The 21,808-nt window shown below is 42.8% G+C and carries 20 protein-coding genes; 17 read left to right on the top strand and 3 right to left on the bottom strand.

What is annotated here, in order from left to right; all coding sequences use genetic code 11:
* Positions 1-36: 36 nt before the first annotated feature.
* The 11 genes from lipB (at position 37) to porN (ACFPIB_RS08940) (ending at position 11,292) form a co-directional block, all read left to right on the top strand.
* Complete coding sequence (lipB, locus tag ACFPIB_RS08990; protein ID WP_378017107.1) at positions 37-780, top strand: lipoyl(octanoyl) transferase LipB; 744 nt, start codon at positions 37-39, stop codon at positions 778-780.
* Complete coding sequence (locus tag ACFPIB_RS08985; protein ID WP_378017106.1) at positions 764-1,168, top strand: hypothetical protein; 405 nt, start codon at positions 764-766, stop codon at positions 1,166-1,168. Before lipB ends, ACFPIB_RS08985 begins: the two co-directional genes overlap by 17 nt.
* 136 nt (positions 1,169-1,304) lie before the next feature.
* Positions 1,305-2,348, top strand: coding sequence for an MraY family glycosyltransferase (locus ACFPIB_RS08980; RefSeq protein ID WP_378017105.1), 1,044 nt, complete (start codon positions 1,305-1,307; stop codon positions 2,346-2,348).
* A complete protein-coding gene (locus ACFPIB_RS08975) occupies positions 2,326-3,522 on the top strand; it encodes a DUF4271 domain-containing protein (RefSeq protein WP_378017104.1) in 1,197 nt (398 codons plus the stop codon). Before ACFPIB_RS08980 ends, ACFPIB_RS08975 begins: the two co-directional genes overlap by 23 nt.
* A gap of 56 nt (positions 3,523-3,578) precedes the next feature.
* Entirely contained in the window at positions 3,579-4,373 is a 795-nt protein-coding gene (locus ACFPIB_RS08970; RefSeq protein ID WP_378017103.1) for a uroporphyrinogen-III synthase, read from the top strand.
* Between the two features lie 159 nt (positions 4,374-4,532).
* Positions 4,533-5,501 carry a PorP/SprF family type IX secretion system membrane protein gene (locus ACFPIB_RS08965; RefSeq protein WP_378017102.1) on the top strand — a complete coding sequence of 323 codons (969 nt, stop codon included), beginning with the start codon at positions 4,533-4,535 and terminating at the stop codon, positions 5,499-5,501.
* A gap of 189 nt (positions 5,502-5,690) precedes the next feature.
* Entirely contained in the window at positions 5,691-6,707 is a 1,017-nt protein-coding gene (porK, locus tag ACFPIB_RS08960; protein ID WP_378017101.1) for a T9SS ring complex lipoprotein PorK/GldK, read from the top strand.
* 66 nt (positions 6,708-6,773) lie between these two features.
* Positions 6,774-7,562, top strand: a complete 789-nt coding sequence (gene porL, locus ACFPIB_RS08955; protein ID WP_378017100.1) for a type IX secretion system motor protein PorL/GldL — start codon at positions 6,774-6,776, stop codon at positions 7,560-7,562.
* Between the two features lie 58 nt (positions 7,563-7,620).
* Complete coding sequence (gene porM / locus ACFPIB_RS08950) at positions 7,621-9,204, top strand: type IX secretion system motor protein PorM/GldM (protein WP_378017099.1); 1,584 nt, start codon at positions 7,621-7,623, stop codon at positions 9,202-9,204.
* A 27-nt stretch (positions 9,205-9,231) separates the two neighbouring features.
* The gene (gene porN / locus ACFPIB_RS08945; RefSeq protein WP_378017098.1) at positions 9,232-10,086 is read left to right on the top strand and encodes a type IX secretion system ring subunit PorN/GldN; all 855 of its coding nucleotides are present in this window, start codon (positions 9,232-9,234) and stop codon (positions 10,084-10,086) included.
* 360 nt (positions 10,087-10,446) lie between these two features.
* On the top strand, positions 10,447-11,292 hold the full coding sequence (porN, locus tag ACFPIB_RS08940; RefSeq protein WP_378017097.1) for a type IX secretion system ring subunit PorN/GldN: 846 nt from the start codon (positions 10,447-10,449) through the stop codon (positions 11,290-11,292).
* Positions 11,293-11,424: 132 nt separating this feature from the next.
* Here porN (ACFPIB_RS08940) and uvrC read toward each other — a convergent pair whose 3' ends face one another.
* The 3 genes from uvrC to porW are packed head-to-tail and all read right to left on the bottom strand — an operon-like array spanning position 11,425 to position 18,188.
* Positions 11,425-13,227, bottom strand: a complete 1,803-nt coding sequence (gene uvrC, locus ACFPIB_RS08935) for an excinuclease ABC subunit UvrC (RefSeq protein WP_378017096.1) — start codon at positions 13,225-13,227, stop codon at positions 11,425-11,427.
* A gap of 8 nt (positions 13,228-13,235) precedes the next feature.
* Positions 13,236-15,539, bottom strand: a complete 2,304-nt coding sequence (locus ACFPIB_RS08930; protein WP_378017095.1) for a penicillin-binding protein 1A — start codon at positions 15,537-15,539, stop codon at positions 13,236-13,238.
* Entirely contained in the window at positions 15,540-18,188 is a 2,649-nt protein-coding gene (gene porW / locus ACFPIB_RS08925; protein ID WP_378017094.1) for a type IX secretion system periplasmic lipoprotein PorW/SprE, read from the bottom strand.
* Between the two features lie 234 nt (positions 18,189-18,422).
* Here porW and ACFPIB_RS08920 point away from each other — a divergent pair, with 234 nt between their 5' ends.
* The 6 genes from ACFPIB_RS08920 (at position 18,423) to atpH (ending at position 21,807) form a co-directional block, all read left to right on the top strand.
* Positions 18,423-18,659, top strand: a complete 237-nt coding sequence (locus tag ACFPIB_RS08920; protein WP_378017093.1) for an AtpZ/AtpI family protein — start codon at positions 18,423-18,425, stop codon at positions 18,657-18,659.
* A 10-nt stretch (positions 18,660-18,669) separates the two neighbouring features.
* A complete protein-coding gene (locus ACFPIB_RS08915; RefSeq protein ID WP_378017092.1) occupies positions 18,670-19,053 on the top strand; it encodes a hypothetical protein in 384 nt (127 codons plus the stop codon).
* A 44-nt stretch (positions 19,054-19,097) separates the two neighbouring features.
* Positions 19,098-20,186: a F0F1 ATP synthase subunit A gene (atpB, locus tag ACFPIB_RS08910; protein WP_378017091.1), complete on the top strand. Its 1,089-nt coding sequence runs from the start codon at positions 19,098-19,100 to the stop codon at positions 20,184-20,186.
* A gap of 36 nt (positions 20,187-20,222) precedes the next feature.
* The gene (gene atpE / locus ACFPIB_RS08905) at positions 20,223-20,486 is read left to right on the top strand and encodes an ATP synthase F0 subunit C (RefSeq protein WP_378017090.1); all 264 of its coding nucleotides are present in this window, start codon (positions 20,223-20,225) and stop codon (positions 20,484-20,486) included.
* A gap of 166 nt (positions 20,487-20,652) precedes the next feature.
* Positions 20,653-21,147, top strand: a complete 495-nt coding sequence (locus ACFPIB_RS08900; protein WP_378017089.1) for a F0F1 ATP synthase subunit B — start codon at positions 20,653-20,655, stop codon at positions 21,145-21,147.
* 102 nt (positions 21,148-21,249) lie between these two features.
* The gene (atpH, locus tag ACFPIB_RS08895; RefSeq protein WP_378017088.1) at positions 21,250-21,807 is read left to right on the top strand and encodes an ATP synthase F1 subunit delta; all 558 of its coding nucleotides are present in this window, start codon (positions 21,250-21,252) and stop codon (positions 21,805-21,807) included.
* The last annotated feature ends 1 nt before the right edge of the window (position 21,808 follow it).

Here is a 21,808-nt window from a genome sequence, read left to right as displayed (position 1 = left end):
TGTAAACGCGAAACCCTTTTTCAGAAGCACAACATCGTGAATCATACCTTAAATAAAGCAGTAAATTTCATCCATCTCGGAACCATAGATTACCAGGAAGCCTGGGATTTTCAGGAAAAGCTTTTTGCCGAAAGCCTGGAACTGAAGACCTATAACCGCAAAACGGTATCGCCGGAGGAGGAAAAAGTAACGCCCAATCATCTTATTTTCTGCCAACACCCGCACGTTTATACCCTGGGTAAAAGCGGTTCGGAAAATAACCTGCTCATAAACGAGGCTTTCCTGAAACAAAAAGGCGCCACCTTTTATAAAATTAACCGCGGCGGCGATATTACGTATCACGGTCCCGGGCAATTAGTTGGTTACCCGATCTTCGACCTCGATAATTTCTTCAACGATATTCATAAGTACCTGCGTTTGCTGGAGGAAGCCGTAATATTAATGCTGGCTGAATATGGCATTACAGCCGGCCGCATTGCAGGTTTAACCGGCGTTTGGCTCGACCATGAAGTGCAAAAACAGCCTCGCAAGATCTGCGCCATGGGCGTAAAATGCAGCCGGTGGGTAACTATGCACGGTTTTGCGCTCAACGTAAATACCGATCTTGAGTACTTTAATTACATTGTGCCCTGCGGAATAACCGATAAAGCCGTAACCTCGATGCAAAAAGAGCTGGGCCATGAAATTCCAATGGCGGAAGTAGAAGAAAAACTATTGAATCATCTGTCGCAACTTTTCGAAGCGGCTATCCATATAAACGCCGATGAAAGAGCATATTAATTTTGAACCGGTAGAAGGCGTGGCAATTGCCATTGCTGTAGAACAGAATGAAATAGGGGAGGATGTATGGAATGTATTTCTGCTGAACAATAATCCGTATTACCTCGATAATGTGCTGGTGGCTTCTAAGGGTTACGGAATGCACGAGGGCAAGGAAGTAAAAACCTCGGTGCTTCGTCACATGTTTGAGCAGGTGCCGTCTAAAAGCGCCGTAAAAGTAGAACCCATCGATCCGGCTATTTTTCATATCACGAACGAGTATTGGGTTAGTTATTACGTAGGCGATAAGATCTACGATAAGAAATACATATTCGTGCCGGAATCTATTATTGCGGAAAATCTCGTGGATATCTCGCTGTTAAACACCAAAGGAATTCTCCATTACTAAAAAACGCTATGGTTTTTGCCTGAAAAAGTAGTTTCGCCTGCGAATAATCTGCTAAACTTTGCAAAAACCACAGATAAAAACCAACCACGGAAGTAGGAAAAGGAAGTAATTTTTTTACTTTTGCGTAGCACACACCATGATTATCCCGATCAATTATCTTTTATCGTTCAGCTGGGCTTTCCTGATCGCTATTTTTGCAGTGCCATCCATTATTTACGTGGCGCACCTTAAAAATATTCTCGATCAGCCAAACCTGCGCACCGTGCACGAATCGCTTACGCCGCGTTTGGGTGGCGTAGCCGTTTTTGCCGGTTTTACTTCTGCGCTCACCATTTTCGGCGACCTGAATAACGGTGTGCAGCAATTATTAGCGGGCTGTATTATTCTGTTTTTTATTGGCTTGAAAGACGATTTGGTAACCATTTCGGCCTTTAAGAAATTTGTAGTGCAGCTGCTGGCCACGGGTATTGTCATGTTCATGGCTAATATCCGTATTACCAGCTTTCAGGGCATTTTCGGTATCGAAACCCTGCCGATCGGTATGAGTTACGCATTTACTTTTCTGGTTATTATCGGGGTTACCAATGCTATAAATCTGATAGATGGTTTAGATGGTTTAGCCGGTACGATTGTAACCATTATTGCTGCTACACTCGGGTGGTATTTCTACCAGTTTGGCGGCGAAAAATTTGGTAATTATGCCATGGTGTCGCTTTGCCTGGTAGGCGGCATGTTAGGTTTTTTGCGCTATAATTTCCATAAAGCGACCATTTTTATGGGCGATACCGGTTCGTTGGTCTGCGGTTTTATCATTTCTATTCTTACCATTCAGTTTATTGAGATGCGCGCTGTAGAATCTGCTCCTTCGGTTGCGTTAGGAATTCTTTTTGTTCCGCTTTTCGATACGCTGCGCGTTTCCTTTATCCGGGTTATGAAAGGCATGTCGCCGTTTGCCCCCGATAAAAACCACATTCATCACCGCATTCTGGCAATGGGTTTCCGGCAGATGAGCACCGTTCTATTGCTGGGTTTTATTAACGGTATTGTAATTCTATTCGTGCTAAGTTTTGCCGACTGGGGAAACTTATACCTGTTGCTGGCTTTGTTGGCGTTTTCGCTGGTGTTGAGTTTGTTTCTTGGTGTTTATAAAGCAAAAGGTGCGCAGAGCATTGCTACTTAATACGTTTTCAGGCTGGCTCTTTGCAGCTTTATTGGTTTTTAGCATAATTCTGCCGCTTCAGGCGCAAACTCCGGAGCGCAAGCCGGTTGCTGTAACTTCTTCAAATGCCCTTTCTTCTGGCTGGTTGGTTTACGATGACGGTGAAAAGCAATTGGTCCCGTTCGTTCCTTCTGAAAATACTGACAAGCGGGCGTTTTACCAATGGGTCCGAATTCGTTCAGATTACCCTTTTGAAATTACTTTTCCGGCAAGCCGCGGGCTTTCGCTTTTTTTAGATAACCGCCTCATTTTTAAAGCTGATTCTACTGCTAGTTATACCGTTAATTTAACTGAAGTAGTTAGCTTGCCAGCTCAGGGAAAAGAATATCTTTTCGCAGTCTGGAGCCCGGATGTTCTGCCAAAACTCTCCGATTTTAGAAATCTTTCTGAAGAGGAAGTTTTAGATGAAGTTGCAGGCACCAACGCCGAGCCGATCAAAAACAAGCCTCGCGCCATTCATAACCAAAACGCCTTTATTTTATTTCTTCTCCTGATCGGGTTGATCTATGGAAGCTTGCGCACGAGTTTTTCAGCTGATTTTAATAGCGTTTTCCGGGTAGGAAATCTTTTCAGGCAAACTTCGCTGGAAGAAGGATTTCTGGCAAAGCCAATAAGCAGCTGGTCAAGTATTTTATTTGTAGTGGCTTTTTCACTTTCGTTTTCGCTGCTCATTGTCGCTATTCATACCAATATCCAGAATAGTTTTATTTTTAACCGCATTTTCTGGGTTTCAGAATCTGATATTACTTCCCGGATCCTGTATTATGCTGCTATTATCTTTGGATTTATTTTCCTGAAATTCCTTTTTCTGCGGCTCATGGGGTATATTTTCGATCTTTCGGGCTTGGTTTTAACGCAGTACCGGGAATTTTTGCGCAGCATACTTTTTATGGGCGTTTTCCTACCGTTTGTTTTGTTACTGTATCTGGCATTTAATGCTACACATTCAGGTACTGTGCTGCTCATTTCAACGCTGGCAGTTTCTACCTTATTGATCGTAACTACGTTACGCATCGTTTATACCTTAAATAATAAGGCCTCTCTTCGAAATCTGCATTTATTTTCGTACATTTGCGCCACGGAAATAATGCCCCTGTCTGTTATGTTAAAACTGATCATATTTAACTACGCTTAAATAGGGTTCTAACAAAACCGGCTCTTTTCCGACTGATCTAACATTTTTTTAAGAATATGGCTGAGAGTAAAGAAAAGCTGGGAGTGAGCAAACACGCAAAGAAGATCCAAAGCATACTGGTTACGCAACCAAAACCTACCAACGATAATTCTCCATATTTAGCGATCGCCAAAAAGTACGGGATTAAAGTTGATTTCCGGGAGTTTATTCAGGTAGATCCTGTTCCATACAAAGAATTCCGGAAGGATAAAATCAATTTACTGGATTATACGGCCATTATTTTTACGAGCCGCAATGCCGTAGATCATTTCTTTCGTATTTGCCAGGAGGCTAAAGTTGAAATGCCTGCCGAGATGAAATATTTCTGTATTTCTGAGCAAACTGCTTATTACCTGCAGAAATACATTGTGCTGCGTAAACGTAAATTATTTACCGGAGAGAAAACAGCATCCGATTTGTTCGAGATCATTAAGAAGCATAAAAACGAGAAGTTCTTGTACCCATGCTCTAATATTCGTAAAAACGATATTCCGGATTTTATGGCTTCCAACAATCTGAATTTTACCGAAGCAGTAATTTATAAAACCGTTGCCTCCGATCTGTCTGATCTGGCAGAAGTAAAATACGATTGTATTGCATTCTTTTCGCCATCGGGTATTAGTTCACTCTTTATAAACTTCCCGGATTTTGTGCAAAATAATACCCGCATAGCAGCTTTTGGTCCTACAACGGCTCAGGCGGTGCGCGATGCCGGCCTGGAATTAGACATTGAAGCTCCTATGCCAAATGCGCCTTCCATGACCGGAGCTATAGAATTGTACATTCAGAAGTATCAAGGTGCCAAGAAATAGGATTTAAAAACGGTAGTAGTATTCCACAAAAAGATGTTCAAAAAAAAAGGACATCTTTTTTTTTTAGCTTTTGGTTTTGAGCTAAATTTATTTAAATTTGAAACCACTATACCACTGGTAGTCAGCTAAAATTAATTTTAAACCATTTTTCCCTGTTCTATGAAACGAATTTTATACGCGGTTTTCTTTTTCTCTCTGTTAGCAGGTGGCAGTGCTATGGCGCAGCAGAAGCCCCAGTTTAGCCATTATGGCTTTAATGGCATGTATTTAAGCCCCGGCTATTCCGGTATGAGAAATGCTACTGAATTCAACATGATTGGAAGGTACCAGTGGTTTAGCTATGATGGCGATTTTGATGAAGGCGGCTCTCCAAAAACTGCGCTGTTCAATGTTTCAATTCCGGTTCGGGCAATTAAAGGTGGTATCGGGGTGAACTTGCTTACAGAGGAGTATGGTGCTACTAAGGTAAAAACCGGTGCACTTTCATATGCTTACCATTTAGCCTTGGGTAGTGGTAAACTGGGTATTGGTGGTCAGGCAATTGTGACCAATCTTTCTAAAGGTGATTATCGCTACATGGATGAAGGTGACCCGAATATTCCATTCAACAGCAACGATACTAAATTTGACTTAGGTGCAGGTTTGTGGTACCAGGCTGATAAATATTATGTTGGTGTAGGTGCCGATAACTTAATGGGTAGCAAATACCAGTTCGAAGCAGAGCAAGTGGATGGTAAAAACGGAACTGCATCAGTTACTTCCGCTCGTCACCTTTATTTAACTGCAGGTTACGATATCGATGCTTCATCTTCTGTAGTAGTTACGCCAACTGCTCTCGTGAAATACGATCTTAACAGTGATCCTTCTTTCGATTTAGGTGCTCGTGGTACTTTCAACGGAAAATACTGGGTAGGTTTGAATTACCGTCACCAGGAAGCTGTAACCGGTATGGCTGGCATTAGCTTCATGAAAGACAATGCTCTGCGTTTAGGTTACGCATTCGACTTTACAACTTTCGGAGAAGAGGCGAAAGAAATGGGTTCACACGAGATCATGCTGTCTTACAGAATTCCACAGTCACCTTTGGCTACCAAGCCGGCAATCAGAACGCCACGCTACAGCTACTAAGTTAACTCCCGATCATATTAATTTGTGTTAAGCATGCTATAATAAATAGCACTTAACTGCGTTTTTAAAATAATTTTTAGCATAAAGGGCAATTACTGTTGTATTTGATAATTGCCCTTTATATATTTGCTAATTAGTAAAACTGTAACTAGTACCCATTACCATAATTTTTATTCTTTTTTAGTCATCATGAACAAATTCGTGAAATTGTCTTCTGTGGCGCTAATGATTGCCTTATTAGGAAGCTGCGGTATGCGAAAAGGTCCACAAGGCGATGTGATCGGCGCCCAGGATCGTCCTGAATTCAATCCTCAGGAGGTGCCATTCGGGATGGTGCCATGCCCGGGTGGAACATTCCACATGGGTCAAACCGATGAAGACATTGCGGCTTCTATGACTAACCTCAATAAACAGGTTACCATTGGCGGTTTTTACATGGATGAAACGGAGGTTACCAATAACGAGTATCGCCAGTTCATGAATGCAATCCGCCAGGATTCGATTGATGTATTGGGTGAAGAATATGTAATGACGGAATTATATCCGGATACTACAGTTTGGGTACGCGACTTTACTTACCACATGGGCGATCCGCTTATGGAATATTACTACACGCATCCGGCTTTTGATGACTATCCGGTAGTCGGTGTAGACTGGTTTGCAGCCAAATATTTCTGCGACTGGAGAACCAAGCTGAAAAATACTTACAATAAAGAAAATGGTATTGCACCAATGCCAAACTTCCGTCTGCCATCAGAAGCAGAATGGGAATATGCTTCCCGCGGTGGTCGTGATATGGCAGCCTTCCCTTGGGGTGGTCCTTACCTGAGAAACGCTAAAGGTTGTATGCTGGCTAACTTTAAGCCAGGTCGTGGCGATTATTACAGTGATGGTTATACTTACACTGGTCCGGTAGGTGCTTACTTCCCGAACGATTTTGGTCTGTACGACATGTCTGGTAACGTTTCTGAATGGTGCGAGGATGCTTATTACGAAGCAGCAGTACCGGTAGTTTGGGATTTGAACCCGACTTATTACAACGATAGCGAGCCTCGTAAAATCGTTCGTGGTGGTTCTTGGAAAGATATTGCTTACTTCCTGGAAACTGGTACGCGTAATTTCGAATACCAGGATTCTGCCCGTTCTTATATTGGTTTCCGTAGCGCCATGATCTACTTAGGCCGTTCTTCAGGAAACGAATTTTAATCGAGATTAACTCAATTCTATTTAATTTAAACTTTCATCACTTTAACAATTAAACACTCTTAAACAATGAGCAAAAAAGGCGGCAATTTCCTGTTTGACGTATTAATGCCTAAGATCTATGGTATTGGTGCAGCAATCGTAATCGTAGGAGCACTTTTCAAAATCCAGCACTGGGAAGGTGCAGGTATAATGCTTACCGTAGGTCTTTTAACTGAAGCAGCTATCTTCTTCTTAAGTGCGTTTCAGCCGCAGCCACACGATCCGGATTGGGCTCGCGTTTACCCACAATTAGCTGATGACTATCAGGGTGAAACTGCAGTTGGCGGTGCAACAGGTGGTTCTTTAACTAAAAAGTTAGACGATATGCTGAAAGATGCTAATGTTACTCCTGATGCAATCGGCTCATTGGGCCAAGGTTTATCACGTTTAAGCGCTACTACTGCTCAAATGGCAGATCTGAGCGATGCAACTTTAGCTACTGATGAATATACTACTAAAGTTAAATCAGCAGCAAACTCATTAGAGAAAATCAACGAAGCTTATTCGCATACTGTAGAAGCTATCACCCAGATGGCTGGTGCTACTACCGATGCCCGCGAATATCATGAGCAGGTTCAGAATGTAACCAAAAACTTAGGTGCCCTGAATGCTGTTTATGAAATGGAACTCCAGGATGCCAACAACCACCTGAAGTCTATGAACAAATTCTATGGTAGCTTAAGCGCTGCAATGGAAAACCTGACAGATGCAAGCAAAGACACTGCACAGTTTAAGGATGAGGTTGCGAAATTAACGCAAAACCTGAGCTCCCTGAACAATGTGTACGGCAATATGCTGGCTGCAATGAGAGGTTAATCCTCTCAGTTATCAAATAACATAGACTCAGTTTTAATTTAATAAATAAGGCATAACTATGGCTGGAGGAAAAGAAACACCTCGGCAGAAGCTGATCGGGATGATGTACTTGGTACTGACCGCTCTGCTCGCGCTACAGGTGAGTTCATCAATCATGTTGAAATTTAAATTCCTGGATGACAGTTTAATGGATGTAAATCGGAAAACTGTTACCAATAATGTTAACGTTACAAAAGGAATTGAAGCGGCGGTAGCGAAGGCTGGTAACCGTGCGGCTGATAAAAAAGTAGTTGACGAAGCTGCTTTGGTTCGGAGTAAGACTGCAGAGATCATTAAATATCTTGATGGTACTCGCGATATGCTTATAAAAGAATCGGGCGGGATGGAAAATGGCCAGTATAAAGATCCGAATGCGGAAGATAAAGTGGCTATTAAAATGATCGGTGCTGATAAAGGCAAAGGCGAAGCTTACAAAATGAAGGACAAGCTGAATGAATATGCTAACTTCATGAAGAAGTATAACCCTTCTATCCCTAAGTTAGCTATCGATGCGAATGAAGACCCTGTTGCGAGCAAAGATGTGAATTCTAAAGGTAAGGATTTCGCTCAGTTAAACTTCGAAGCAACTCCATTAACGGCAGCGTTAGCGGTTATTGCACAGAAAGAAAGCGAGATTCTGAAATACGAAGCTGATGCTCTTTCTACATTAGCTGCTAAAGTTGGTGCAGATATCATCAAGTTTGATAAAATATTTGCAATGGCGCGTGCAGAATCTAAAACAGTTGCTGCTGGTACCAAATACAAAGCAGATATGTTTATTGCAGCTTCATCTAACGCAATTACGCCAACTATGACCTATCAGGGGCGCCCGGTTAAAGTTGAAAATGGTTTAGGTAAAATCGAATTCACTGCTCAGGCTGGTGCTTATGATAAAGAAGGTATTTCTAAGCAATCATGGACTGGTCAGATCCGCATTAACAATAACGGTCGTGATACTACTTTCACCTTGAAAGAAGAGTATTTCGTTGCAAAACCAGTTATCCAGATTCAGTCTGCATCAGTTCAGGCGCTTTTCCTGAATTGCGGTAACGAACTTAATGTACAGGTACCAGCATTGGGGTCTACTTACGATCCATCGTTCTCAGCAACCGGTGCTGCAGTAGTAAAAGGTTCTGAAAAAGGAGTTGTTACTTTAGTGCCTACAGCTAAAGAAGTTACCTTAAACGTTGCGAGTGGAGGTAATAAAATCGGTTCAGAGAAATTTAAAGTTAAGCTTATACCAAAACCAGAAATTCAGGCGTTAACAAATGGACGCCCGGTTAATGAAAAGCAAGGTATGGCTGCTCCTGGTCCACGTAGCATCACAATGAAAGCTATTCCAGACGAAAGCTTTAAAGCATTCTTACCGAAAGATGCACGTTACCGTGTATTCAAATGGGAAGTATTCCTGGTTAGAGGTAGAAAAGCGATTGCTTCTGAAACTATTAATGGCGAAACTGCTAACCTGACTTCTTTTGCTGCTATGGCCAGAGAAGGTGACCGGATCTCGATTGAAGTTAAAGAAGTGAAACGTCTGAATTTCCGTAATTCTACTGAAGACGTTAACATCGGTACAAAAATTATTAATATTCCTTTGAACTAATTGTTCTCAGGTTACCGTATTACAATTATGAATTATTTTAAAATTTTAGGCTTAGGAGCAGCGATGACCTTATCTATGGGTGCATTCGCTCAGGAACAATCGACAACCGCCGCCAGCAATCCATCTGCCAGACCTATCGCGGAATCTGATATGATGTATCGTAAAACGGTTTGGCGTACAATCGATTTGCGGGAGAAGCAGAACAAGCCTTTGTTTGCTGATGGCCGACAGATTACTAAAGTAATTATTGATGCCGTAAAACGTGGTGAGTTACCGATCTATAAAAACGATTCTTTAACTACTACGCTTACGCAGCAGGAATTCACCACCAACATGGTTATGCCAGAAGAAGGTGGTGGAATGACTGAGGAAGAAAAGGCATTAGGCTTTGATGAGCCAACTTCTGATGACGGTTGGGGTAGCGATGCACCACAGGATGCTGCAGTAGCAGTTGGTCCGGCTGAGTTCTTTCCAAAAGACTTATATCAGATGGAATTGAAAGAGGATGCTATCTTTGATAAGAAGCGTTCACGGATGTATCATGATATCAAGTCGATCACATTGGTCGTTCCGGCATCGTTGAAAGCAAACATTAAAGGCCGTGATATTCCGGTTGGAACATTTAAATACAGCGATCTTGTTAAAGTTTTCCGTGATCATCCAACAGAAGCTTTGTGGTTCAACCCACAAAACGATGCCCAGCACAAAAACCTGGCTGATGCTTTTGACCTGAGACTTTTCAGCTCATTTATTACAAAAGTATCTAACCCAGACAATTCCAGCCTGGAAGATATTTATGGAGGTCCTCAGCAAGGTATCTTAGCTGCTCAAACTACTGCTGAACAAATGATTGAATACGAGTATAACCTGTGGAGCTTCTAAGCAAAACAGTTAATTAAAAAGGGAACCAGTAATGGTTCCCTTTTTTTGTGCCAAATATTTTACAAAGCATCTTTTCCAATACAACTTTTTACGCCATTTAACATACCGTTTTATTATTGCAAAAACTGAAATATTTTCAGATTAATATACTTTTCAGCAGTAAGTTTCCGTTTGTTATTTATAAAGCCGGCGCCAAAGCTTTATTCTTTTAAACATTTCTTTTTTGTACCTATTAAAAGCCCAAGGGGCTTTAACGCTTTAAAATTATATTTAGGTACGTATCCCGCTGCGCTTCTGTCAGTTTAGCAGAAGTTTTCTTTTTCAGTTTGTAGCATTCTTACCCTTATTATTTAATAAACTATGAGAAATCCGCATGCTTTAAGCATACTGGCCGGCATCTTCCTTTCTTTTGCTGCATATGGCCAAACCACTTTGTCGGCTTATAACAATAATCCGGCAATACGTACCACCACAAGCGATAAGATGTACCAGAAGACCATCTGGCGCACAGTGGATCTTCGGGAAAAACAAAATAAGCCACTTTTTGCCTCAAATCGGCAAATTTCGAAAGTAATTATTGAAGCTGTTCGAAAAGGGGAATTACCAATCTATAAGAATGATTCCCTTACCAGTAAACTTACCAAAGAGCAATTTCTGGCAAACATGACTCTGCTCAGCGAGCAAGAAGAATTAACGCCGGAGCAAATTGAAATGGGCTTCCAACAGCAGGATGAAGAACTTTGGCCGGGCATGGAAGCAACAGCCAATAATGTTCAGGGGCCAGCAGAATTTTTACCTTCGGAAATGTATTTACTTGAAATTAAAGAAAATGCCGTTTTCGATAAAAAGCGATCCCGGATGTATTATGAGATCGAAAGTTTATCGTTGATCGTGCCGGCATCTTTAAAAACAAATCTGCGGCAACGCGATTTTACGGTTGGTACCTTTAAATACGACGACCTGATGAAAGTTTTCCGGATGCATAAAGCCGAAGCGCGTTGGGTGAATCCGCATAATGATGCGGAGCAAAAGAACTTAGCCGATGCTCTGGAACTAAGGTTATTCAGTTCTTACATAACCAAAGTTTCTAACCCCGATAATTTAAGCCTGGAAGATCTGCACAAAGGTCCTATGCAAGGTTTATGGGCTTCGCGGCAAACAGCCGATAAGCTGCTGGAATATGAATATAACCTGTGGAGTTTTTAAAAGACGCTAACTTGTAAACAAAAGAAAGAAACCGGAAAAGGTTTCTTTCTTTTGTTTCAAGGTCTACCGCTTATTCCAACGAACAGAAAAAACGGTAGGAATTTAGCAGGAAAAAGTCGGAAATTAAAAACGCTATGCTTTTTGCCCAGAAAAGTAGTTTTGTAAGATCTGGGCTTTGTGCTTGCCAACTTCTTTTTCCAGTTCTTCGAAATTCAGTTCCTTGATCTTTTTAACGGATTTATACTTTAGTAACAGTTTTTCGGCGGTAGCGGCTCCCAGTCCTTTAATATCGGTAATTTCGGTTTTTAGGGTACCGGCATCGCGGCGGCTGCGGTGAAAGGTGATCGCAAAGCGGTGCGCTTCATTGCGTATTCGTTGGATAAGCCGAAGCGTTTCCGATTTCTTATCGATGTAAAGCGGTAGATTATCTCCCGGATAGAAAATTTCTTCCAGGCGTTTGGCAATGCCAATTACCGGTATCTTACCCCACAGATCCAGATCTTTAAGCGCCTTTACGGCCATCCCTAATTGCCCTTTTCCGCCATCTATTATAATGAGTTGAGGTAAAGGGGCTGCTTCATCTAATAAACGACGGTAACGACGCGTAACGATTTCGTACATGGAAGCAAAATCGTCGGGACCAACTACGGTTTTAATATGAAAGTGGCGGTAATCTTTTTTGGAAGGCTTCGCATTTTTAAAGCAAACCATAGAAGCAACCGGGTTGTCGCCCTGAAAGTTTGAATTATCGAAGCATTCTATGTGGCGAGGCAACTCTGTTAATTTGAGATCCTTTTTCATGGTTTCCATGATGCGGACTTCGTTGCTGTCTTTGCTTTTTTCGCGGCTGCTTTCCTTTTCTTTACGCAAATACATAGCGTTTTTCAGCGAAAGATCGAGCAGCTTGCGTTTATCTCCTATTTGTGGGACAGTAACCGTAATATTAGGAAGCGGAAGTTGTACTTCGATATTAACCAGGATCTCGCGGGAATCGCTCTCAAATTCATGGCGCAATTGCACGATTACGGAAGCAAGGATTTCTTCATCGGTTTCTTCCAGTTTCTTCTGAATTTCCAGCGATTGTGTTTGAATTATTGAACCATTTACAACCTTCAGGTAATTGAGGAAGGCGCATTTTTCATTAGAAGTAATGGAAAACACATCAATGTTGGTCAGCGTGTTGCTTACTACCGTAGATTTTGCCTGGAAAGAATCGAGTAGATCAAGTTTTTGTTTAAAGCTATGTGCCAGTTCAAACTGAAAGTCTGCAGCTGCCGCAGACATTTTATCCTTGAAATAATTTTTGGCTACCGATAAATTCCCGGACAGAATATTGCGGATCTGAATGATGTGTTGGTTATAGCTTTCTTCATCATATAGATTTTCGCAGGGACCTTTGCAGTTCCCAATGTGATATTCAAGGCATACTTTAAATTTCCCCGATAAAATATTTTCCGACGATAAGTTGTAAGTACAGGTACGTAGCGGATACAAAGCTCTGATGAGGTCCAGCAATACATTCATGCTGGTTACGCTCGCGTAAGGGCCAAAATAGCGGGAGCCGTCAGCAATTTTATTGCGCGTGCTGATTACTCTTGGAAAGCGTTCGTTAATAATGCAGATGTACGGGTAGGTTTTTCCGTCTTTCAGCAGAATGTTGTATTTGGGCTGGTATTGCTTAATCAGGTTGTTTTCCAGCAAAAACGCATCGGCTTCGGTGTCTACAATGGTAAACTCGATGTTCCGGATTGAAGCAATAAGGTGACGGGTCTTTTTATTATGCTGCGTGCTTTTATTGAAATAACTGCTCACCCGCTTACGGATATCCACAGCTTTTCCGACATAAATGATACCGTTTTCGTCGAAGAATTTATAGATGCCGGGCCGGTGAGGCAAGTGGCTTATTTTTTCCTTTAATAGGTCGGAAGCAGGCATACATTGTATTAAATTTCGTCGTTTCCAGCTTCATCATGTTCAGGAAGCGTCAGGATCTCATTTTGTTGCACAGAGTCGCTGATGCCGCCATTATTATATCGGCTGCAATCGATTTCTACTGATAATGGCTGCGTAGGTTTCGGGAATGGGTCTTTAGAAACGCTGATCGTTTTATCGGCATATATTTTTTGCAGGAATTTCCCGTAGATCGGCATCGCGAGCTTATTTCCCTGACCATAATTAGCACTTCGGAAGTGAATACTGCGATCGTCGCCGCCAACCCAGGTGCCACAAACCAGATCAGGCGTTAAACCCATAAACCAGGCATCGGAGTAATTGGAAGTGGTACCGGTTTTACCAGCAATTTCATTTTTCAGGCCATGGCGGAAACGTAAGCCATAATAAGCAGTTGCGCCACGCTTTTCCGTAGAACCTTGCAGTAAATGAACCATCAGGTAAGCATTTTCTTCACTGATCGCTTCTACAGTTTTCGGGTAATATTCCAGCAAAACGTTTCCGTTCTTATCTTCAATCCGGGTTATCATTACCGGTTCGGTCCAAACGCCTTTATTTACAAACGTGCCGTAAGCACCCACCATTTCGTACACGCTCACATCGCTGGAACCGAGAGCAAGCGCAGGTACCGCTTCCAGTTCAGAAGAAATACCCAAACGTTTGGCATAAGCAACTACCACTTCCGGCGTAAGCTTTTTCATCAGGTAAGCCGTGATGGAATTGATAGATTGGGCCAAGGCTTCACGTAACGTATATTTAGAGCCTGAAAAAACTCCCTCGCTGTTTTTCGGGGTCCAGCTTTGCCCATCGGAAGAAGTGAAGGTTACCGGCGCATCTATAACTTCATAGCAGGGTGAGTAACCGTTTTCTATGGCGGCGCCATAAACGAACGGTTTAAAGGTAGAGCCTGGCTGCCGGCGACCTTGTTTTACGTGATCGTATTTGAAGTATTTATAATTATTGCCACCAACCCAGGCTTTTATGTGGCCATTCAGCGGGTTCATAGCTAAAAAACCAGTTTGCAGGAAGTGCTTGTAATATCTGAGCGAATCCATCGGGCTCATCATTACTTCTTGTTCTTCCTCCGGATTTTCCCAGGTGAAGACCCGCATTTTTATTTTTTTGTTGAGATAATAATTTATAGAATCCTGGTTGCCTTCGAAACGCTCGTAAAGGGATTTATAGCGGTCGGTTCTTTTAATGGCTATTTGCAGGAAGTCTTTGATCTCTTTGCCGTTCTCATCGGTCCAGGGGTTGCGGCCTTTCCAATAATTGTTGAAGATCTTTTGCTGTGCTTTCAGGTGTTCTTTTACGGCTTCTTCCGCTTTTTCCTGCATCCGCGAATCAATAGTGGTATAAATTCTCAAGCCGTCGGAATAAAGGTCGTGACCAGTTTCCCGGCACCATTTCAGCAGGAACTTGCTGGCTTCAGTTCGGAAATAGGGTGCAATGCCTTTGTTCTGGTTTTCTACGCTGTATTGCAGTTTTAGCGGCTTTTGGGATAGCGTTTCGTATTGCGCCTGATCCAGGAAATTGTATTTCAGCATTTGTGCCAAAACAGTATTCCGGCGGTTTTTGGAACGTTCAGGGTTATTTACCGGGCTGTACATGGAAGGTGCTTTCAGCACACCCACCAATACAGCAGATTCTTCCGGGGAAAGATCTTGTGGCAATTTATTAAAAAAAGTTTTAGCCGCGGTTTTAATACCAAAAGCATTGCTGCCAAAATCTACGGTATTAAAGTACATGGTCATGATCTCTTTCTTGGAGTAATTGCGCTCCAGTTTTATAGCCATAATCCATTCTTTACTTTTTACAATAAGCTTACGCAAGCCCGGTACATCGCTTAACAAACCGGTATTCAGGTCGCTGCGGGTACGGAAGAGGTTTTTGGCCAGCTGTTGGGTAATGGTACTCGAACCACGATCCTGCCCTTTAAGCTGGTAGTAAAGAATAGCGAATGAACCTTTGAAATCGATACCCGAATGTTCTTCAAAACGCACATCTTCAGTAGCCACCAGCGCATCTATTAAATTCTGAGGCAGTTCTTCATATTCTACCGGAGAGCGGTTTTCGCGGAAATATTTACCCATCAGCACGTTATCGATGGAATAAACTTCCGACGCAATTTCACTTTTAGGGTTTTCCAGGGTTTTTAGGTCCGGTAGTTCGCCGAATAAATTCAGGAAGTTGATACTAACGGCAAACGTATAAAGTACCAACGAAATAATTCCACCCACAAATAATAACCAGATGGCAAGAATACTGCGGGAGAATGTTTTAGAAGCAGATGACATTTATTTTTGGTAATTTTTGCGGTAAAAAGCCAGATATTCTTCCAAGTTTGCAGCTTTATATAAAAGCGGAAAATTATCGGCTGAAATTACAAAGGTACTAAAATCTACGCCGCGAATTTTACCGATTGGTGATTGCGGCGCTTTTTGTTTTACAGCATAAGACTGTGCCCGGCGGCTATCCGGAAAGCCTTTCACAACGAAAATCTCAGTAGAATCACCTAAAATATACGGCGATAAGGTTAAGTTGTCGGTCTGGTTAAAGCGGGCGTTGTAATCGGAATATTGTTTCGATAAATTATTCATGGCAGCCGTTCCACGTGGATAAGCTATTACAAAATAATGCGCTGCCGCTGAGTTCAGCTGATAATTTACCGCAGTTGGCGTTGGTGGGGCAGAAGGCGCAGCCGGAACATTGGTAGGTTTTGGCGGAGCTATATAATTGAGTTGCCCGGTTTCGTAAGCTTTAATTGCTTTCAGAATATCCTGCGCCATCGGGTTTAGCGGGCTGCGCGGGTAATCGAAAACGAACCGCACGGCAGCATCTTTATACAAATTAAGCTGGTTGCTTTTGCCCAGAATAAGAATATCAAGGAAATCAAGTTTGTCGTTGATCTCGGTTTGTGGGTTTGCTTGCTGAATTGCGGCACTAAGCGCAGCCGCTTCTTTCAGTTTATCTGCTTCATAAAGTGTATAGGCCGAATCGTAAAGCTGTTTTACTTTTAAGTTGGCGGCAGCATTACGGGCCAGATAATCCGGCTGATCTATAATGCGTACGAACGTAGAATTCGGGAACTCGCTGCGTAGTTTAGCCGCATAAGTTGCAGATCTTGGGTCGTTCAGCTGGGAATACAGCAGGTAAAGGTTATAGTAGGTTTCGGCGGAATATTTGGTTTGCGGGTTTCGGGCCAACAATCTTTCAAAGGTTTCAGCGGCGCGGACTGGTTCTTTTAATTGCTGGTTATAGATGTTGGCAAGTTTGAACAACGCTGTTTGCAGGCTGTCTTCCGCTTTCTGTTGCTTTTCAGGCGTAAAAGGAATGTCGCGCATAAACGTTTCGCGCCAGGCAATGGCCGGATCTGGTTTCTTGGCATTGGCAGCTGAGTCTGCAGCAGCAATTTGTTCCGGAGTCTGGTTCTGTAAACCCGGGCCGCCTGCATCTACGCTGGAGCGGCGCCAGTTATCCTGCAGTTTGCGGTTACCCCAGGTCCGGATGAATTCGGAGCGCGCGGTTCCAACCAAAGCCGGGTTATCGAAATACCATAAGCCGCCGGCAGTGTTGTTTTTATTATTCTGGTTATTCTGATTGTTTTGTCCGAAAAGACCACTGCGGGTCGATGTATTGTTGCCGGCAACCAAAGCAGCCTGAATGCGGGCATTTTCTTCTTCCAGTTTTTTGCGTTGAGCGGCAATGTAGCGGTTCAGGCGTTTGTTAAGCGCAGCAGTATCGAGGCGGGCAAGTGTTAATAAACTGTCCTGAATTTCTACGGTAAAAAGCTGGGTCGTGAAAGCGGTTAGGACATCGCGGCGCTCCGTTACTGCAAAATATTCGGGCGCATTAGCGGGCATTATTTTAGCGGTGCTATCATAATAAGCCTGCGCTAAACGGTAGTTCTGCAGTTTTTCGTAATAGGTTTGGCCGGCCAGTAAATAGGAGTAAGCTTTCTGGCTTGGGTTGTTCTTAGATGCTTTGGTAGAACTGGCAAGGTGTTCGAGCGCTTTATTATAATTGTTCTGCTTCAGCTCGAATTTCGCCATTTCATAATAGATCTTGTCGCGGTATTCTTCGTTCTTCAGATCTTTGAGGAGCTTGGCGTAATATTTTTCAATGCGTTTCTTGTCGTTCGGGTTCGAAAGTTCCGTTACCTGGCCCATATTCAGTTTGCTGAAAAAACCGAGTTCGTAAGGCGGGTTGCGTTTCAGGATCTTGTTGTACTGCGCATACGCTTTTTTATTTTCACCTTTCTGCTGGTAAAGCTGCGCCAGCGTGAAGCGCGCCAGCCCCCGTTCATCTTTTTTACTAATTAAGGGAACGGCGTATTCCAGATTCTCGATCGTTTTGTTCAGATCGTTTTGAATGGTGTAATACTGGGCGCGGGTTAAATAATAAAGCGCGGCATTCTGCTTGTTCAGCTTTTCTTTCTTTATAATATCCGAAACGGCTAAAGCATTCTCGTATTCCTCGGTTTTTAAATAGCTGCGCATGAGCCATACCAAAGCCAGCTGCCGGATATGTACATCTTTGCTGATAGTATTTACATACTTAAAGGTCTTGATCGCATCGTCGAAATCGCCTTTATAATAGCGGGCTTTGCCAACCAGAATATAGCTGTCGTCTACCCAGTTGCTGGTTTTGTGGCGCTGAATAGGGAAGGAGGCTTTCTTGATCACTTCTTCCAGCATGGGCGCAATGGTAAGGCTTGAGGTTTCGTTGGGGACCGGAAAAATGGCGAGCGGGCGGTTGTAATCATACACCATGCTTTTGGCAACGGTGGCTTCGGCTTCTTTCATTTTTTCGCGTGCCAGGAAATAGCCGTTGTCGCGGGCGGCCACGTTGTGGTATAATCTGCCGATCGGGTTGCTGCCGGAACAACCGGCCAGAAATAAAGCAACCGCAACTACACTATATATATATGGGCGAAAATTATTCAAAATGTTTCTTTGCTTTTTAAAAGGAAATACGTCCGCTGGGGTTACAACGCAGAAGCCCTTGTTTTTGGTACATGTACGCAGGTTTCCCCACACAAAAATATGAGTTTTTAGATGCAAAACCCTACCGTTTTCCAGAACCTGGTTTTTTACGTACAATTGCTGGAGCGGCCGTTGAAAAAAAACGGTATACTTCCGGCCCAATAAACTAAATTTGTAAATTCTAAAGGTAAAGCCATGGAACCCGAAAAGGAAGAATTGAAGGAAAATACCAAAAAAACGGCCAATGCTTTTGTGCGTTACTCCGGCATGGCTTTCCAGATGATCGCGGTTTTGCTGCTGGCTGCTTACAGCGGCCAATGGCTCGACGATCATTTTCAGAACGAGCAACCCTGGTTTACACTGGTATTATTATTGATCGGGGTTACGGCTTCCATGTACCTGATCATAAAAACGGTAACGAAAAACTCTTAAAAACTATAAAGTGAGCTTTACGCGCAAATTAATTATTACTACCGGGGTGGTCGCCTTGCTTATCAGCCTGCTTATTTATACCACGGCTTATAATGTGGTGCATCCTTATATCTGGTACATGCTCGGTTTTTTTGTGTTCGTAACCGGTTTTACCTTCTATATTACCAAAAAAGGTTTTGAGGAAGACGAAGATAATTTTCAATTGTATTATTTCGGTTCCATGGCCTTTCGGGTGGTAATGTGCTTAGCAGTAGTGTTCCTGTATGTAATTTTTACCAAGGAAAGGCATTTGCAATTCGCATTAAACTTCTTTGTTTTATATTTTATTTTTACCGGGTTTGAAATCTATTGCATTTTGACTAACTTGCGCCCGATTTCAAAAAAGCAGTTGTAAGTTGCTTTTACGTATAACTGCCCTTGGCTTATAAATATCTCTTAATGAAGAAGTTATTTGCTTTATTGCTAGTAGTGTTCTCTTTTACCTCTTTCGCTTCAGCTTCTGAAGAGAAGGGCGGAACGTTCAAACCAGGCGATATGATCACGCATCACATCGGCGATGATTATACCTGGCATTTTGCCGATGGCCTGGTGCTTAACCTGCCGGTAATTCTTTACGGAGAGAATGGATTAGACGTATTTTCATCCGGCAATTTTTATAACGAAAACCATGAAGTAGTTCCTTATAAAGGCTACGTAATGGAACACGGTCATATCTATTACGCCGATGAGCACGGCCACCCACGCACTGAAATGGTGGAAGGCAAAGAAAAGCACGTTGGCCCGCTGGATTTTTCCATCACGAAGAACGTAGCTTCTTTATTCCTAAGCGCTATTCTGCTGATCGGGGTTTTCTTTACAATTGCCGGTCGTTACAAAAAGACCCAGGGCCGCGCTCCTTATGGTATCCAGTCTTTCTTCGAGCCGATCATTATCTTTGTGCGCGATGAGATTGCGCGTCCGAACATCGGTCCGAAATACGAGCGTTTTGTACCGTATTTATTAACTATATTCTTCTTTATCTGGTTTAACAACCTGCTAGGCTTAATGCCAGGCGGTGCCAACTTAACCGGAAACATTGCAGTAACCCTGATCCTGGCGTTATTTACCCTGATCATTACGCTGGCAAGCTCTAATAAAAACTACTGGCATCACATTTTTGCGACCCCAGGTGTTCCGGTTCCACTATTGCTGATCATGATTCCGATCGAATTAGTTGGTATTTTAACCAAGCCTTTCTCCCTGATGGTTCGTCTTTTTGCAAACATCACGGCCGGTCACATTATTATCCTGAGCTTATTCTCCCTGATCTTCATTTTCGAAAGCATTGCAGTTGGCCCGATCTCGGTTGCTTTCGCGATCTTTATGAACTTCCTGGAATTATTCGTGGCGCTGTTACAGGCATACGTGTTCACCCTGCTTTCTTCCATGTACTTTGGTGGCGCAGTTGAAGAACACGATCACGTAGATGATATGGGCTTCGGCGAAGGCGATCACGGCCATACTCCGGCGCATGCACACGCACATTAATTTGTTTTCTTTTTTTAACTCTATATATAATACATTATGTTGTTAGCATTATTGTTACAAGTAGTTGCTGAGTCAGGTATGGGGCTGGCTATCATGGGTGCCGGTATCGGTGCAGGTTTAGTTGCGTTAGGCGCTGGCCTTGGTATCGGTAAGATCGGTGGTTCCGCTATGGAAGCTATCGCTCGTCAGCCTGAGGCTTCTGGCAAAGTACAGACTGCAATGATCATTGCTTCTGCTCTTATCGAGGGTGTTGCACTGTTCGGTGTAGTAGTTTGTCTGCTGATCTCTTTCAAAGGCTAATTAGCTTTTCGAAGAAAAAAAACAGGAACTGATTCCCGGCGATTGGCCGGGAATCAGTAAACCTGAACCAAGTTGAAAAAAGAATAAACTGTTTCGCATAAAAATTGGTTAAGGCCGCAAAACGGTATCGTTTTAAAGCAAAAAACCCGATAAACTTTACAATAATATGGAATTAGTAACCCCTGGTATCGGTTTAATTTTCTGGCAGACAATTACCTTCCTGCTGGTGTTGTTCCTGCTTTCCAAATTTGCCTGGAAACCAATTATGGCTTCTTTGCGCGAGCGTGAGTCTTCTATCGAGAACGCTTTGAGCATGGCTGAGAAAGCTAAACTTGAAATGCAGGCACTGAAAGCCGGTAACGAAAAACTGTTAGCAGAAGCCCGTGCTGAACGCGACAGAATTCTGAAAGAAGCTTCTGAAGCAAGCAACCAGATGATCGAAGCTGCCAAAACCAAAGCAGGCGAAGAAAGCAACCGCATGATCGCACAGGCCCGTGAAGCGGTAACGAACGAAAAGCGTGCTGCTATTGCCGAGATCAAAAATCTGGCTGGTAACCTTTCTGTTGAAATTGCTGAGCAATTGCTGAAACGCGAACTGAAAGATGCTTCTGCACAGCAACAGCTGGTAAGCGAATACATGAAAGAAGTTACTTTGAACTAATTGTTAAATGGCTAAATGGTTAAATTGCCTGATCTCAGGATTTACAGTTTAACCAGAATCTACTAACAATTAATCCATTCAACAATTAAACAAATTAAATAGATGTCAGATACCCGCGTTGCTTCCCGATACGCTAAATCGCTGCTCGATCTTGCCCAGGAGAAAGGTATGCTGGAGCAGGTTCGGCAAGACATGTTGCTTTTAGATAAAACTGTTAAGCAAAATCGTGATTATCAGTTAATGCTGAAAAATCCGATCATCAAGCACGATAAAAAGCTGGCGATCCTGAAGGCGATCTTTAATGGTAAAGTTACCGATATGACTTCGCTTTTCCTGGAGATCATTACCAAGAAGAACCGTGAAGCTGTACTGGAATCGATGCCTGCTGAATTCGAAAAGCAGTACAACCTGAAGAATAATATCCAGACGGCAACTATTACCACAGCTGTACCTTTAGACAGCAAGTTGCGCGATGAGTTCAGCCAGATAGTAGCTAAGAAAACCGGTAAAACCATTCAGCTCGAAGAGAAAGTTGATCCTTCACTGATCGGTGGTTTTGTACTTACCATTGGCGATACGCAAATTGACGATTCTATTAAGAGCAGCCTGCAGCGGTTGCGCAATAAATTTAACGATAACTCATACATTTCTAAATTATAAT

The organism is Adhaeribacter terreus (assembly GCF_042657365.1).
Lineage (GTDB): Bacteria > Bacteroidota > Bacteroidia > Cytophagales > Hymenobacteraceae > Adhaeribacter_A > Adhaeribacter_A terreus.
Note: the sequence above shows the minus strand (reverse complement) of the source record. Positions and strands in the feature narration are given on the sequence as shown.